Origin of the sequence: Pseudonocardia benzenivorans CB1190, assembly GCF_000196675.2 — a bacterium.
Taxonomy (GTDB): domain Bacteria; phylum Actinomycetota; class Actinomycetes; order Mycobacteriales; family Pseudonocardiaceae; genus Pseudonocardia; species Pseudonocardia benzenivorans.
Window position 1 is genome coordinate 5,857,229 of the sequence record NC_015312.1, and the last position, 15,397, is coordinate 5,872,625.

Sequence of the window (15,397 nt, forward strand, 5' to 3'; positions counted from 1 at the left end):
ACGGCGCTCTCGGACGCCGACACCGCGAATCCCGATCACGCCGCTGAGCGGTGCTCGCCGAGCAGTGCGACGTCGACGTGGTCGTCCACCGCGGGGCCGGCTCCCGACCGGGCCGACCGGTCGGGAGCCACTCGCCCGCCCGGCGGGCGCCGTCAGCGGGTCGCGCTGTCGAAGGCGTCGTCGAAAGTGAAGCCGTCGAGCAGCTGGCGCGCCGCCACCAGGTACTGGACGGTCGGGGGGCCCTCCTCCAACCAGTTCAGCCGCGCGTCGCGGTAGAGCCGCTCGATCGGGTACTTGCGGGTGTAGCCGATGCCGCCGTGGACGAGCAGCGCCCGGTCGGTGACCCGGCCGACCGCCTCGAGCCCGAACTGCTTGACCAGGCTCGACTCGGCCGGCACCCGCTGGTCCCGGTCCCACTTGGCGGCGACGTCGGCGAGCATCCCGCGCAGCGCGTACACGTCGGTCGCCATCTCGGCGAGATAGCGCTGGATCGCCTGCCGCTCGCCGATCGGCCGGCCGAAGGTCACCCGCTCCTTCGCGAACCGCAGCGACAGGTCGAGGGCCCGGGTCGCGGTCCCCAGCGACGACGCCGCGATGAAGACACGGCTGATCTCGAGAGCGCGCTCGAGGTGCGCGATCCCCTCGCCCTCCGCCCCGACCAGGTTCGCGGCGGGGACGCGCACGTCGGTGAACGTGAGCTCGCCGTGCTCGGCGCCCTTGCAGCCCATCGTCTCCGGCAGCGGCGCGATCGTGAAGCCGGGGGCGTCACGCGGAACGATGATCGCCGAGACCTCCCGGTCGGCGGTCTTGGCGAGCACCAGGAAGTGCGACGCGATGTCGGAGTTCGTGATGAGCCACTTACGGCCGTCGAGCACGTACTCGTCGCCGTCGCGCCGGGCCCGGGTCGACAGGTCCATCCCGGTGCCGTTGCCCGGCTCGGTCAGCGCGAACGCCAGCGACTTCTCCCCGACGGCGGCGCCGGGCAGGATCGCCTGCTTCTGCTCCTCGCTCCCGATCTCCGAGAGGGCGTGCGCGAAGGAGTTGTGCACGTGCACGATGGCGCGGATACCGCCCTGGATCTTCGCGAACTCGGCGAGGATCGGCAGGTACTGGGCGATCGACAACCCCGCGCCGCCGTACTCGCGGGGGATGATCAGACCGAACGCGCCGCAGGCCCGCAGCGCCGGCAGGACGACGTCGTAGGGGATCGACTCGGTGTCCTCGATCTGGTGCTCGAGGGGATCGAGCTCGTTCCAGATCGTGGTGAAGACCGACTCGCGCAGCTTGTCGTACTCGTCGGCCGGCAGACCAACGTTCACGGGACTCCTCCTCGGGTTCACAGGGACCAGCCGCCGTCGGCGGCCAGCACGGTGCCGGTGCAGAACGTCGCGTCCTCGGACAGGAAGACCGCGGCCCGCGCGATCTCGTCCACGGTCCCGAACCGGCCCAGCAGCGTGGCCTCGGCGATCGTGGCGCGGGAGCCTTCGGGGACCGCCGCGGTCATGTCCGTGTCCACGAAGCCCGGCGCCAGGACGTTGACGCGCACCCCCGTCGCGGCCAGCTCCTTGGCCAGAGAGCGCGCGAAGCCGACCAGGGCGGCCTTGGTGCTCGCGTACGCGGTGTCGCCGGGGAAGCCCACGTGGCCGACCACGGACCCGACCAGCACGATGCTGGCGTCGTTCCCCTCCTGGAGCAGCGGCACCGCCGCGCGGACGACGGCGGCCGTGCCGCGGAGATTGGTCTCGACGACCGCCCACCACGCGTCGGGATCCATCCGGGTGAGCCGCCCGCCGTCCCACACGGCCGCGTTCAGCACCAGGGAGTCGAGCCGCCCCCAGGTCGCGCGCACCTGCTCGACCGCGTCGACCGCGCTGTCGGGGTCGCCGAGGTCGAGGTGCACCGGCAGGACCCGGTCCCGATGCGCGGTCGCCAGCTTCTCGACGCCGTCGCGGCCCGATCGGTACGCGCCCGCGACCCGGACGCCCCGGTCGAGGAGATGGCGTGCGATGCCCGCCCCGATGCCCCGCGACGCCCCCGTGACCAGCGAGGTCCGATCGGCAGCGGTCCGCTCGGCGGCGGTCCGGTCGGCGGCGGTCCGGTCGGGACTGTCCTGGCTCATGCGGTCGGTCCCACCTTCTCCAGCCGGTGCTTCTGCACCTTCCCGGATGTCGTCCTCGGCAGCGGCTGCGTCGTGAGGCGGTAGCGCCGCGGCACCTTGAAACCCGCCAGCGTGCCCCTCAGGTACTCCCGGACGGACTCGCTGTCGAGGTGCGCGTCGGCGCGGAGCACGACGTGGGCGACCCCGACCTCACCCCACTTCTCGTCGGGCTCGCCGACGACGGCGGCCTCGACGACGTCGGGATGCGCGGCGAGCACCCGTTCGATCTCGGCCGGGTAGACGTTGAGGCCACCGGTGATGATCATGTCCTTGGCGCGGCCCGCCATGTGGACGAAGCCGTCGTCGTAGCGGGCGAGGTCGCCGGTGTGCAGCCACCCGTCGGCGAGGGTCTCGGCGGTCGCCTCCGGCTTGTCGTGGTACCCGATCATGCTCGCCGGCGAGCGGCAGATGATCTGGCCGACCGTGTTCGGAGGGACGTCGACGTCGTTCTCGTCGACGATCCTGACGACGGCGGCGGAGCACGCCCTGCCCGTCGACCCGGGCCGCGCGGCGGCGTCCTTGCCGGACATGAGCAGCATCAGCGTCGGGAACTCGCTCATCCCGTAGACCTGCAGCACGTCACACGCGGGCAGCTTCGCCTTGAGGCCCTCCAGCGACGACGGCGGCACCGGCTCCCCGCCCGAGAGCACCATGCGCAGCGACGACGTGTCGTACCTGTCGAACCCGGGATGGTCCAGCACGCGCTTGAGCACCGTCGGTACCAGCAGCACCTTGGTGACGCCGTGCCTCTCGACCTGCTCGAGGAAGGCGCCCGCGTCGAACCCGGTGCTGCGCCCGAGCACCACGCGCCCACCGCGCCAGAGCGTCGCGAGGGCGCAGTCGTGGAACCCGGCGGCCCAGCACAGCGCCGGGACGACGTAGTAGACGTCGTCGGTACGCAGGTCGAAGTCCACGATCTGGTGGTAGGAGTTCCACAGCACCGTCGAGTGGGTGTGCATGGCGCCCTTGGGGAAGCCCGTGGTGCCGGAGGTGTACTGCAGCAGGAACAGGTCGTCGGCACGGACGTCTGGCAGGGCGAAGGCCGCGGCGGTCCCGGGCTCGGCCACCAGGTCCTCGTAGGCCGTGCCGATGCCGGTCGGCGCCCCCACCTCGACGATCGTCCGACCGGTGAGCTGGTCGGCGATCGGCGCGACGGCCGGGGCGAGCGCGTCCTCGACCACGATCCAGCGGGAGTCGGAGTCCTCGACGATGTACTGCATCTCCGACGGGGCCAGCAGGTAGTTGACCGGGACGAGCACGCCGCCGAGCTTGGCCAGCGCGAAGAACAGCTCGACCCATTCGAGCCGGTTGTACATGATCACCGAGACCCGGTCGCCCTTGCGGAAGCCGGCCGCGGCCAGTCCGGCGGCCAGCGCCGTCGAACGCGCGTCCAGCTCGCCGTAGGTCATGTCCCGGCCGTCGAAGGTCAGGGCCGTCGTGCCGGGGCCGGCGCCGGCGTCGGTGACGGCCTTGGTCAGGAGGTCGCGCAGGGTGTAGGCGTCCATCTCGGGTGTCCTCAGATCCGCTCGATGATCGTCGCGTTCGCCATCCCGCCCCACTCGCACATGGTCTGCAGGCCGAACCGGGCCCGGCGCTGCTCCAGCGCGCCGACGAGGGTGGTCAGGATCCGGGCGCCGCTCGCGCCGAGCGGGTGCCCGAGGGCGATGGCGCCGCCGTGGACGTTGAGCCGGTCGTGCTCGACCTTCATGTCCTGCATCCAGGCCAGCGGGACCGAGGCGAACGCCTCGTTCACCTCGAAGAGGTCGATGTCGTCGACGGTCAGGCCGGCCCGCTCGAGCACCTTCCGCGTCGCGGGCACGACCCCCATGAGCATCACGATCGGGTCGTCGCCCACCACCGCGGTCTCGTGCACCCGCGCCCTGGGCGTGAGGCCGAGCTGTTCCGCCCGCTCGGCGCTCATCATCAGCACGCCCGCGGCGCCGTCGGTCAGCGGCGAGGAGTTGCCGGGCGTGATCCTCCAGTCGATCTCGGGGAACCGCTCGGCCATGGCCTCGCTGCGGAACGACGGCCGGAGCCCGGCCAGGCCGTCGACGGTCGTCGTCGCCCGGATGGTCTCGTCGACGGTCAGGTCCGGCGCGTCGGTCACCGTCACGAGATCCGTGGCGAACGTCTCGGCTGCCGCGGCGGACCGTCTGTGGGACTCGGCCGAGTAGGCGTCGAGCTCCTCGCGCCCGAGCTGCCACCGCGCGCAGATCAGCTCCGCGGAGATGCCCTGTCCCACGAGCCCGCCCGGGAAGCGACGCTCGATGCGCTCACCGAGATGGTCCGCGCCCTGCGCGTCGGAGTGCATCGGCACCCGGGACATCGACTCGACCCCGCAGGCGATGACGACGTCGGCCGCGCCCGCCCGGATGGCGTGCGCCGCTAAGGACACGGCCTGCTGGCTGGACCCGCACTGGCGGTCGACGGTGGTGGCCGGCACCGACAGCGGGAACCCAGCCGCGAGGACCGCGGTCCGGGTCGGGTTGACGGCCTGCTCGCCGGCCTTGGTCACGCAGCCGCCGATGACGTCGTCGACGAGGGCGGGATCGAGCCCGTTGCGTTCGACCAGGGCGGCGAGCACGTCCGCGAGAAGCGCCACCGGATGGACGTGGTGGAGCGCACCGCCCTTCTTGCCCTTGCCGACGGGGGTGCGCAGCACGTCGACGATGACGGCGTCGCGTGGGGTGCTCATGCAGTCCTGCCTTTCCGGGGCGGCGGGCCCCTGCGTTGCGGACACGGGAGCGGGCGGGGTCAGCCGTTGCGGTGTGTGCCGATCGGCAGCCGTGACGGAAGCTCCGGCATCGGCGTGCCGGTGCGTCCCCCCGGCACCCCCGGGAACCGGTAGGGCAACGGTGCGCGGCCGGGCTGTACGACCACGACCTCGCCGGGATCGTCGCCCAGCGCGCACGCGACGAGCGCCGCCGCGACGTCGGCGACGCGCACCAGCGGGAACTCCAGGCGGTCGAGCTCCTCACGGGCGGCGCCGAGCATGGCCGTGTCGACCAGCCCGGGGCACACGGCGTGCAGTCCGACGCCCCTCGCGGCGAGCGTGGGCGCGTACCCGCGGACCAGCCCGATGATCGCGTGCTTGGTCATCGCGTACACCGGGTCGAACGGGACCGCGGTGAGGCCTGCCAGCGAGGCGGTGACGACGGCGTGCCCGCCCGCGGACTGCAGGAGCGGCACGAGCGCGCGCAGCCCGAACACGGCGCCGTCGACGTTGACCGACCAGGCCCGGCGATAGGACGTCAGGTCCAGGTCGAGGATTTCGGCCTCGCCGAGCGCCACACCGGCGTTGAACACCGCGGCGTCCAGCCGGAGGCCGCGGCCGGTGAGATGGTCGACGACGGCGCGCCAGGCGTCCGGGTCGCCGACGTCGAGGGGCACCGACGTGCCGCCGACCTCCTCGGCGGTGGCCTGCGCGCGGTCGCGGTCGATGTCGGCGACGACGACGTGCAGGCCGTGGCCGGCCAGCAGACGCACCACCTCACGGCCGATGTCGCCGGCCCCTCCGGTGACCACCGCCGCCGGTCGCGGCGTCACCGCGGACCGTCCGTGGTGCCGCTCGTCGGATGACACGTGCTCATGGTCGCCTTCTGCGTGAGATCGGTCGGGACGGAGCGCTCCGGCCGGATGACCCGGCCGGAGCGCCCACGGGTGGCGGGCCGGCTAGCCGGCGCGGGTGCCCGACCAGCCCCAGGTCGCCGGGCGCCACGGCGGCCAGTGGTCGTCGTCGGCGGGGACGTCGACGGCGAGGTGGTGGAAGCAGTCCTGGCACTTGGTGACCATGCGCGGGCCGATGTAGTTGGCCACCGGATAACGGGCCACCGCGGTGGATCCGCACTCCGGGCAGGTCGCGTCGACCGGCACCCGGGTGACGGAGATGCGTTCCTCGGTCGGCCGCGCGAAGAGCATCCGTTCAACGCCCATGGCGGGCTCCTTCCTGGGCGGGGAGGGCCGGCGTGACACCACGCCGGTCGATCGGTCGGGTCATGCCGTCCTCCAGTCCAGCGCGCAGGCCGTCGGCACCGTCCAGCGCCCGGCGTCGCGGGCGGCGGCGAGCTCGGCACGACGGGCCTGCGTGGCCTGTTCGTCGATGGTCGTGTCGTCGGCGAAGACCACGCCGTAGGCCTTCTCGGCGTACCGGCGGGTGTGCATCGCGTCGAGCACGTCGTCGAGCACGTCGGACACGGGACGGGCGAGCGGGTCGCCCCAGCCGCCGCCCCCACCGATGATCACGCGGATGGCCTGCCCCGGCTTCAGCACGATGCCGGACACCTTGGCGCTGGCGTACTTCGTGCCCAGACCGAAGGTCCCGCCGTCGGGCGCCGGGATCCCCTGGTCGTCGAACATCCCGAACAGCGGCTCGGCCGCGCGGAGGTCGAACACGTCCAGGCTCGCCGGGTCCTTCGCGTCGAAATCCGGGATCAACCAGCCGTAGAAGGGCATGCCGCGGCCGCCGCCCTTGGTACCGGGCGTGCCGAGCCGGGTGCGGTCACCGGTGACGGTGATCGCGGTCTCGGACAGTGCGGTGATCGTGTAGACCGCGCCGTTGCCGCCGCGGTGCTGCCCCGCCCCGCCCGAGTCGGGCATGATCTCGTGCTGCACCACGACCAGCGGCGACTCCCGCTCGACGTGCTCCTGCACCGAGGTGCGGCAGTTGCCGATCGCGAGGGTGCAGAACGTCAGGCCGTCGCCCTTCCAGGTGGCCCCCCAGCCACCGCCGGCGAGCGCGAACGACGCCCACGGGTTCCCGACGTGGCCCGGCCGGTCGTCGACGCCGCCGAGGGTGAGCATGCCCAGCGTCCCGGAGTCACAGCCGATCGCCTTGTCCCCCAGCGCCTTCCCCATCGCCTGGGCGACGAGGTTGACGATCCGGCCGCCGATGTCGACGTGGTTGGACACCGACGTCGGCGGCAGCGAGCAGACGGCGCTGCCGGGCGGCAGGATCGACTCGATCGGCCGCAGCGTGCCGCTGTTGACCGCCGAGGTCGGGTCGACGATGAACTTGATGCCCTCGATGCAGCGGGTCGCCTCGCACCACGCGGTGCCGACGTTGCCCAGCGGCTGCCGACCCGTCCCCGAGTAGTCGACCTCGATGGAGTCGCCGCGCTTCTTCAGGGTCATCACCAGCGGGACCGACTCGTCGGTGACGCCATCCTCGTCGATGACGTCCTCGGCGGTGTAGTCCCCGTCGGGGATCTCGCGGATACCGGCGCGCATCGCCGCCTCGGTCATCTCGACGCCGTACATGGCGCCCTTGCGGACCAGCTCGTGGTCGTACTTGCCGATGAGCTCGCGCAGCCGGCGCTCCCCGATCACGAGGCACCCGTTGAGCGCCCGGACGTCGCCGAGCACCGACGCCGGGACGCGCACGTTCTCGAGCAGGTAGTTGAACGCGGCCTTGACCGGACGGTCGTTTGCGTAGAGCAGCGTGGGCGGGAACCGCAGCTGCTCCTCGAACGCGGTCTGCACGCCGTTGGCGAACCCACCGGGGATGGGACCGCCGAGGTCGACCACGTGCGAGGTCGAGTGCAGCACGAACTCGGCCCGCCCGTTGATCCGCACCGGTCGCAGGATGTTGATGTCCGAGCAGTGGATCGCGCCGCGCCACGGGTCGTTGACGAGGATGACGTCACCGTCGTCGAGGTGCTCCTCGTCCCACTCGTCCATCGTGAAGTTGCAGATGTGCTGGGAGGTGAAGGCGTGCTGCATGCAGCCCTCCCAGCTCGCGACCATCTCCCACCCGTTCTCGGTGCGCATGTGGATCGCGGCGGTGCAGTCGTTGATGTCGCGGACGATCGGCGAGAACGCCGACCGCATGAGCGCCTGGTGCATGTCGCGCGCGACCTCGATGAGGCCGTAGCGGACGGTCTCCAGGTCGATCAGGTGCTGCGCGTCGCCCTCGGCCGCGTTCCGCGCACCGGCGGACTCGATCGTGCTGGTCATGCGCTGTGCCCGTCCTTTCCGTCGGTGACGATCCGGAGGATCCCGGCCGCGTCCTGTGTTGCGGTGGAGCCGGCGTGCACGACCGTCGTGGCGTAGTCCTCCACGATCAGGGCGGGGCCCGGCACCCGCTCGTCGACCGGCAGCAGCTCCCGCCGGTAGACGGGTGCGCTCTCGTGGGTCACGCCGTCGAGGCGGACCGCCGCGCGACGCAGCACCGGGTCGCCCTCCCCCGCGTGCGACACGTGCTGGGGCAGGGTGCCCCGCGGGGCCCGCCCGGTGACCTCGACGGTCGTCACGATGATCGGGAGCTCCTCGGCGCTGAAGCCGTAGCGCTGCTGGTAGAAGTCGTGCACCTGCCCGATCAGCTGCTTGACGCGCACGTCGTCGATCTCACCCGGGCCGATGTCGAGCCGGTTGTCCCAGGTCTGGCCGGAGTACATGGCGAAGATCGCGCGCTCGAAGACGATGTCCTCCTTCGCCGCCCCCTGGGTGCCGAGGCTCGACGCGACCTGCTCCTCGAGCTCGGTGAACAGCCCCTCCCAGTCGGTCCCGCCGTCGGTGGACAGCACCGTCATCGGGGACCGCGCCGTCGACACCCGCAGATCGCTCGTGAGCAGGCCGAAGGCCGAGAACTCCCCCGGCGCCTGCGGGACGACGACCTTGTCGACGCCGAGCTCGCGGGCGACCTGGTGGGCGATCATGGGACCGGCGGAGCCGAACGCCAGCAGCCCGAACTCGCGGAGGTCCAGCCCCCGATAGGTGGAGATGGAGCGGATCGACCCGGCGACGTCCGAGCAGGCGAGCCGGTAGGCACCGTCGGCCAGCTCCTCCACCGACATCCCCAGCGGGTCCGCGACGGTCTTCAGCGCGGCGCGGGCCTTCTCGACGTCCAGCGTCAGCGCGCCGCCCGCGAACAGGTCGGGCTGCAGGATTCCGAGCACGACGCACGCGTCGGTCAGAGTGGGTCGCTCCCCGTCGCGGCCATAGCAGGCCGGCCCGGGCACCGAGCCGGCGGACTCCGGGCCCACGCGCAGCGTCCCGACCGAGTCGATGTGCACGATGCTGCCCGCGCCGGACCCGACGGACCCGACGTCGACGACCGGCATCGTCATCGTCAGCCCGAACTCGACGGCCCACGTGTCGGTCATCGGCGTCGTCGCGTCGCGGATCGCCGCGACGTCGGTGCTGGTGCCGCCCATGTCCATCGTCAGCAGGTTGCGGTCACCCGCTGCCCGGGCCAGGTCGACCGAGCCCGCGACGCCGCCCACCGGGCCCGAGACCAGCTGGAACACGGGTGCCTTCGAGGTCTCGGCGACCGAGCCGACGCCGCCGTTCATCGTCATCATCCACAGGGTGCCGCCGAAGCCGGCCTCGGCGAGCGCACCCTCCAGGCGGTTGAGGTAGGTCGTGACGATGGGCCCGACGTAGGCGTCCAGCGCGACGGTGACCGTGCGCTCGTGCTCCTTGGTGACCGGATAGATCTCCGAGGTCTGGATGTAGACCCCCGGGAGCTCCTCGCGCAGGATCCGCGCCGCCCGCTGCTCGTGGCTCTGGTTGAGGTAGGAGTTCAGGAAGCAGATGGCGACCGATTCGATCCCGGCGTCGCGGATCCGGCCCGCCACCTCGCGGACCTGGTCCTCGTCGAGCGCGACGACCTCGGCCCCGTCCCAGCCGATCCGTTCCCGGATGCCGTAGCGGTGCCGCCGCCGGGCGACGGGTCGTTCCTGGTGCGGGCGCAGCCAGGTCGGATCGTAGAAGTTCGGGCCGAACTCACGGTCCATCCGCCCGATGTCGAGCAGGTCCCGATGCCCCTCGGTCGCCAGCAGCGCGACCGAGGAACCCTGGCGGCTCAGCACCGCGTTGATGCCGGCGGTGTGACCGTGCACGATCTCGGCGATCTCGCCGAGCGGGATGTCCAGCCCCGTGAGCGCCGCGAGGACGCCGTCCTCCAGCCGCCCCCGGGTGGTGAGGACCTTGTGGTCGCGCGTTTCGCCGGTATGGCGGTGCATCGCGATGACGTCGGTGAAGGTTCCCCCGACGTCGACCCCGACCCACCACGGCAGCGTGGCGTCAGAATTCGCCACCGGAACTCCTCTCTCTTCGCTGTGACGAGCGACGTTGCTCGACGCATGACCCGGTTCGTGGTGTCGCCGTCCTGCGGACGAGCCGAGCCGGGCCGTGGAGCCGAGTGCGGATGCAGTGGCGTTGCGGTGTGTTCCGCGGACGCCCCGGCAGCACTTCTTTCGATCACGTTCCGATCGGTACACGCTCGGCCACCGGGCCCCGCGCGTTCCTCGGCTCGTTTCCTGCCGCTGTTTCAGCAGTTCAAAAGCCGAGCAGTAAGCACGATCCGTGTGCGCCGCACGACACGACTGTACGAGTTGTGACCGATCGGTACAACCCCTGATGTGGTGCATCCGAGATCGGCTCGCACGCGGTCATCCCGCGGTCGTCGACACCACCGCGACACCGGACGCGATCGCGGCCGCCTGCTCCTCGGACGTGAAACCCCAGTCGGCCAGTACCTCGCGGGTGTGCTGTCCCGGGCTGCAGGGCGGCGTCTGGATCGCGCCGGGGGTACGGCTGAACCGCGGCACCGGTGCCGGTTGCAGCATGCCGTGCTCCTCGACGTAGGTGCCGCGTGCGGCCAGGTGCGGGTGCTTGGGCGCCTCGTCGAAGCCCAGCACCGGCGCGAAGCACACGTCGGTCCCCTCCAACAGCTCGCACCACTCGTCACGGGTGCGTCCGCGGAAGATCTCGGCGAGCCGGGCGTGCAGCTCCGGCCATCGGCGCCGGTCGTCCTGGGGCCACTCGGCGGCGTCGAGGCCGAGCTTGTCGAGCAGCAACGCATAGAACTGCGGCTCGATCGAGCCGATCGTGACGTGGCGGCCGTCCGACGTCTCGTAGGAGTCGTAGTACGGAGCCCCGCCGTCGAGGAAGTTGCTCTCCCGCTCCGGCCGCCAGACACCCATGTTCGTGAAGCCGACGATGCTGGCCGAGAGCGCCGCGACCCCGTCGGTCATGGCGACGTCGATCACCTGGCCCCGCCCGGACCGGTTCCGCTCCACCAGGGCGGCGGTGACGCCGAAGGCCAGCAGCATCCCCCCGCCACCGAAGTCGCCGATCAGGTTGAGCGCCGGTGCCGGAGGACTGCCACGGCGTCCCATCGCCGCCAGCGGTCCGGCGAGGGCCACGTAGTTGAGATCGTGCCCGGCCACGGATGCGAGCGGCCCGGTCTGCCCCCATCCCGTCATGCGCGCGTACACGAGCCCGGGGTTGCGCGACGTCGCCGTCTCCGGTCCGATCCCGAGCCGCTCCGCGACACCGGGGCGGAACGGGTCCAGTAGCACGTCCGCCCGGTCCGTCAACCGCAGCGCGACCTCCACGCCGTCGGCGGACTTCAGGTCCAGCGCGATGGAGCGACGTCCACGCAGCAGGAGATCCCGTTCGTGCTGCTGGTGCTCACCGAGCGGCTCGCGCGGCGGCCGGTCGATCCGGACGACCTCGGCGCCGAGGTCCGCCATCAGCATCGCCGCGAACGGCCCTGGCCCGATACCCCCCAGCTCGACGACCCGGATCCCCTGCAGCGGTCCTGCGTTCATCGCTCTCCTGTCGATGTCGCGACGGGCGCCGTCGGCCACCCGCCGTGGTCACGGTCGCCCGTCAACGAGCCAGCTCGGCGGCCAGGCGGAAGGACTCCTGCACCTCCGCCTCGTCCATCCGGAAGGGGATGAGATGCAGCACCGGGACGCCGGGGTAGCCGGCGTAGCGCCGCAGCTGGTCACGGCATTCGGCGACGGTGCCCGCGATCGCGAACCGCCCGATCATCTCGTCGGTGACCTCGCGTTCGGCGCGGTCCATCTCCTTCTGCCGCACGAGCTGCGCGATCGTCTCCGCCTCGGCGGCGAAACCCTCCTCCGCGTACACCGCCCGGTAGTGCGGGTACTGGGCGAGATAGACGAGGCTGCGCCGGGCCATCGCGCGCGCCCGGTCCGGGTCGGTGGACACGCAGCAGGCGAGGTAGTACCAGATCGTCAGGTCGTCGAGCGTGCGTCCACGCCGGGCCGCACCGCGTCCGAGCCGCGCGACCGTCTGCTCCATCGTGCGTTCCGAGTGCAGCGCGCCGACCACCACACCGTCGGCGACCTCGCCGGCGAGCGTCTGCATCGCCGGTCCGACCGCGGCCAGGTGGACGGGCACCCGCACGGCGGTCTCGGCGAAGGGCAGCCGGTAGCGCGTGACGGAGAAGAGCTCGCCGGAGTAGGTGAACGGGCCCTCCTCCGGGGAGGCCAGCACGCCCCGGACGACGTCCGCGAACTCCCGGGCCCGGCGCAGCGGCCGGTCGTAGGGGACACCGAACCAGCGCTCGACGACGAACGACGCCCCCAGCCCCAGGCCCAGGCTGAACCGGCCGGGCGCCAGCTCGTCGAGCTGCGCCGCCTGCTGCGCGACCACCACCGGGTGCACCGGATAGATCTGCGAGATGGCCGAGCCGACGCCGACCGTGGACGTGCCGAGCAGTGCCGCGGTCATGGGCACGACGGGTTCCCGCCAGGCCTCGCCGAAGAACACCCGGTCGAAGCCGCCGGCCTCCAGTCGTCGCACGAGCTCGACCTGGGTGGCCAGTGGGGTGGTCGACAGGACGAGGGACGCAGCCAGCCTCGGCACCTCAGCCGCCCACCTTCCGGTCCCACAGCCCGGTCGCGGACCGGACCTCGCGGGTCACGGCGGCGCGGTCGGTCTTGCCGTTGGCCAGCTTGGGCAACGGCTCCGCGCGCACGTCCAGATAGCGCGGCACCTTCCACGACGACAACCGGTCCGAGCACCACCGCACGATCTCGTCGGGGGTCAGCCGCTGCCCCGCCCGGACGACGACGACCGCGCAGACCTCCTCGGTGTAGATCTCGTCCTCGACGGCGGTGACCAGGCATTCCTCCACCGCGGGATGGTCCATGACCGTGAACTCGATCTCCTCGCCCGCGATGTTCTCACCGCCGCGCTTGATGACGTTCTTGATCCGCCCGTGGAAGTAGGCGTTGCCGTCGGCGTCCATGGAGCACAGGTCTCCGCTGTGCACCCAGCCGTCCCGCAGCGTCGCGGCCGTGTTGGCCGGGTCGCGGTGGTACCCGAGCATGACGTCCGGGTGCCGGAAGCACAGCTCCCCGGGCTGGCCGACCCCGAGCGGCGTCCCGTCGGGGGCCACGATGCGGATCTCGGCGGAGTCCGGCATCGGCCTCCCGATGATCTTCGCCGGGTGCTCCGAGGTTCCCGGCGCCTGCAACGTGCCCATCCCGGACGTCTCGGTCATCGCCCACGTCGTGCAGATGTCGACGCCGAACCGGCGACAGAAGGCCTCGTTGCGGACGTGGGAGAACATCACCCGCATCGGGTTGTCGGCGTCGTCGTCCGACGGCTCGGCGGTCATCAGGATCGACAGCTGCGTCGGCATCAGCAGCGCGACGGTGCCGCCCGTGCGGCGCACCTCCGGCCAGAACGACGTCCGCGAGAACCGCGGGACGAGGACGAACGGACAGCGCGCCGCGATCGCGGGCGCGAGCATCATGTGCGTCGCCGCGGTGTGGAACAACGGCATGGCGCAGAACATCCGGTCGGCCGGACCCATCCCGAGGCGTCGGGCGATGGCGTGGCCGGCCTGCGCGAAACCGGTGGCCGGCTGCACCACGCCCTTGGGCCGCCCGGTGCTGCCCGAGGTGTACCGGATGGACATGGCGCGCTCGCGGTGTCCGGGTTCCGGGGGACGGCTCTCGTCCCACCCTTCCAGCCGCCCCAGGTCGCCCCCCGACTCCGGGACGACGATCACCTCGGCCTCCACGTGCTCGTCCCGGTGGGCGGTCCCCGCGGCCTCCCGCACCGGGACCTCGTCGACCGGGTCGGTCACGATGTACCGAGGTGTCGCATGCCCGATCACGTACGCGGTCTCGGGCGCGGTCGAGCCGGGGATCAGCGGGACGGTGACGGCGCCGATCTTCTGCGCGGCGAGCTCGAGCAGCAGCAGCGACAACCCGTGCGGGAGCTGGTAGGCCAGCCGGTCCCCCGGCCGGACCCCCGTGGCGAGCAGGCCGTGGGCGACGCGATTGCACGACGCGTCGAACTCCGCAAAAGACCAGGTCCGAGCACCGTGCACCAGGAACGGTGCGTCGGGCGCCTCGTCCACGGCGGCCTCGAGGAAATGCCGCACGGTGGCGGACCTCCCGGACACGAGCTCGATCGGGGGCGTCGCCGGATGCGTGGGCGGCATTGCTCACCTGCCTGGTGGTCGGGGCGGGTCACAACACCTAGCACCTCGCGAGGACGACCCACAAGCCGGAGTGTACCGATCGATACACTCTTCGCACCCGGCGTTCGGCGAGCGGAGCCGTCGGTCGATTCACCCGAACGCCGCCGGGCCACGCCCCTCCCGCACGCGGGACGGGACGCGGTCACCGACCCACACGGGACTCAGGCGCGGGCAGGGGCCAGGGCCGCGGCCGAGCGGGCGTCGGGCACCTGCCGGGGCGGCCACGCCGCCGCGACGATCCCGCCTGCCACCAGCCCGCCCAGCATGACCAGGCCGTGCGCGTCGTCGCGCACGACGAGGACGATCCCGATCGCCGTGACCAGCACCGCGACGGCGACGGGGACCGGGTGCGGACGTCGGAGGGCGAGCAGCGCGGTCGTCGCCGCCATCAGGAAGAACATCGCCGCGGAGTTGCCGCCGCCGGGCGAGGGGAAGACCCACGTCGTCATCACGTCGAACGCCACGGCGCCGAAGGCGAACAGGCCGAGCGCGCGGGCCGGACCCCAGATGTGGACGGCGAGCGTCCCGAGCACGGCGAGCCAGGCGAGGTTGGAGATCGTGCCGGAGAGGCCGCCGTCCTGGACGGTCACCGAGGTGAACAGCCGGTACACCTGCCCGTCCCTGATCAGGTCGGGCCGGCGGGAGAGGGCGTCGTAGATCGGGTGCCAGGCCAGCTCGACCAACGACGGCACCGCGACGACCAGCCAGAGCCCGACCGCCGCCGCCCGCGGCCTGCGCAGCCACAGCACGGGGTTGCCCAGTGCGGGCTGCATCGCGAGCAACGTCGCCAGCAGCATCACCGCGTAGGCGAGCCCGCTGTAGGCCCCTTGCCCGGACGTGTCCATGTCGCCTCCTCGTTCCGAGATGACCATCGCCCGGGCCGACCGGAGGCCCCGGTGCCGACGGTCGCGTCGTGGGCACGACATCCGTCATGGATCAGAGCTCAGTGCGGTAGCCGGATACGGGCCTACCGTGGGGAGAGGCGAACC

General features: G+C 72.0%; 12 protein-coding genes. All 12 read right to left on the reverse strand.

Annotation, left to right across the window (positions count from 1 at the left end; translation table 11 throughout):
- Positions 1 to 152: 152 nt before the first annotated feature.
- Positions 153 to 1,319: an acyl-CoA dehydrogenase family protein gene (locus PSED_RS27625; protein ID WP_013677531.1), complete on the reverse strand. Its 1,167-nt coding sequence runs from the start codon at positions 1,317 to 1,319 to the stop codon at positions 153 to 155.
- 17 nt (positions 1,320 to 1,336) lie between these two features.
- Positions 1,337 to 2,119 (reverse strand): SDR family NAD(P)-dependent oxidoreductase, encoded by a 783-nt coding sequence (locus tag PSED_RS27630; RefSeq protein WP_013677532.1) that lies wholly within the window; start codon positions 2,117 to 2,119, stop codon positions 1,337 to 1,339.
- Positions 2,116 to 3,663: an AMP-binding protein gene (locus PSED_RS27635; protein WP_013677533.1), complete on the reverse strand. Its 1,548-nt coding sequence runs from the start codon at positions 3,661 to 3,663 to the stop codon at positions 2,116 to 2,118. The genes PSED_RS27630 and PSED_RS27635 overlap by 4 nt, the downstream gene beginning before the upstream one ends.
- An 11-nt stretch (positions 3,664 to 3,674) precedes the next feature.
- Positions 3,675 to 4,853, reverse strand: a complete 1,179-nt coding sequence (locus PSED_RS27640) for a thiolase family protein (protein ID WP_013677534.1) — start codon at positions 4,851 to 4,853, stop codon at positions 3,675 to 3,677.
- 59 nt (positions 4,854 to 4,912) lie between these two features.
- Positions 4,913 to 5,740 (reverse strand): SDR family oxidoreductase, encoded by an 828-nt coding sequence (locus PSED_RS27645; RefSeq protein WP_233899177.1) that lies wholly within the window; start codon positions 5,738 to 5,740, stop codon positions 4,913 to 4,915.
- A gap of 90 nt (positions 5,741 to 5,830) precedes the next feature.
- Entirely contained in the window at positions 5,831 to 6,091 is a 261-nt protein-coding gene (locus PSED_RS27650; RefSeq protein WP_013677536.1) for a hypothetical protein, read from the reverse strand.
- A gap of 60 nt (positions 6,092 to 6,151) precedes the next feature.
- Positions 6,152 to 8,110, reverse strand: a complete 1,959-nt coding sequence (locus tag PSED_RS27655; RefSeq protein ID WP_013677537.1) for a hydantoinase B/oxoprolinase family protein — start codon at positions 8,108 to 8,110, stop codon at positions 6,152 to 6,154.
- Entirely contained in the window at positions 8,107 to 10,194 is a 2,088-nt protein-coding gene (locus PSED_RS27660; protein WP_013677538.1) for a hydantoinase/oxoprolinase family protein, read from the reverse strand. The genes PSED_RS27655 and PSED_RS27660 overlap by 4 nt, the downstream gene beginning before the upstream one ends.
- A 354-nt stretch (positions 10,195 to 10,548) precedes the next feature.
- Positions 10,549 to 11,712: a CaiB/BaiF CoA transferase family protein gene (locus tag PSED_RS27665; protein ID WP_013677539.1), complete on the reverse strand. Its 1,164-nt coding sequence runs from the start codon at positions 11,710 to 11,712 to the stop codon at positions 10,549 to 10,551.
- A gap of 61 nt (positions 11,713 to 11,773) precedes the next feature.
- Complete coding sequence (locus tag PSED_RS27670; protein ID WP_013677540.1) at positions 11,774 to 12,778, reverse strand: LLM class flavin-dependent oxidoreductase; 1,005 nt, start codon at positions 12,776 to 12,778, stop codon at positions 11,774 to 11,776.
- Position 12,779: 1 nt separating this feature from the next.
- Positions 12,780 to 14,369, reverse strand: coding sequence for a class I adenylate-forming enzyme family protein (locus tag PSED_RS27675; RefSeq protein WP_013677541.1), 1,590 nt, complete (start codon positions 14,367 to 14,369; stop codon positions 12,780 to 12,782).
- Between the two features lie 200 nt (positions 14,370 to 14,569).
- Complete coding sequence (locus PSED_RS27680; RefSeq protein ID WP_013677542.1) at positions 14,570 to 15,253, reverse strand: rhomboid family intramembrane serine protease; 684 nt, start codon at positions 15,251 to 15,253, stop codon at positions 14,570 to 14,572.
- Between the last annotated feature and the right edge of the window lie 144 nt (positions 15,254 to 15,397).

Bases quoted from the DNA above. Each gene is read 5' to 3' on its own strand.
- PSED_RS27680 (WP_013677542.1), bottom strand. From the start codon at position 15,253: ATGGACACGTCCGGGCAAGGGGCCTACAGCGGGCTCGCCTACGCGGTG.
- PSED_RS27630 (WP_013677532.1), bottom strand. From the start codon at position 2,119: ATGAGCCAGGACAGTCCCGACCGGACCGCCGCCGACCGGACCGCCGCC.
- PSED_RS27665 (WP_013677539.1), bottom strand. From the start codon at position 11,712: ATGAACGCAGGACCGCTGCAGGGGATCCGGGTCGTCGAGCTGGGGGGT.
- PSED_RS27635 (WP_013677533.1), bottom strand. From the start codon at position 3,663: ATGGACGCCTACACCCTGCGCGACCTCCTGACCAAGGCCGTCACCGAC.
- PSED_RS27650 (WP_013677536.1), bottom strand. From the start codon at position 6,091: ATGGGCGTTGAACGGATGCTCTTCGCGCGGCCGACCGAGGAACGCATC.
- PSED_RS27655 (WP_013677537.1), bottom strand. From the start codon at position 8,110: ATGACCAGCACGATCGAGTCCGCCGGTGCGCGGAACGCGGCCGAGGGC.
- PSED_RS27640 (WP_013677534.1), bottom strand. From the start codon at position 4,853: ATGAGCACCCCACGCGACGCCGTCATCGTCGACGTGCTGCGCACCCCC.
- PSED_RS27675 (WP_013677541.1), bottom strand. From the start codon at position 14,369: ATGCCGCCCACGCATCCGGCGACGCCCCCGATCGAGCTCGTGTCCGGG.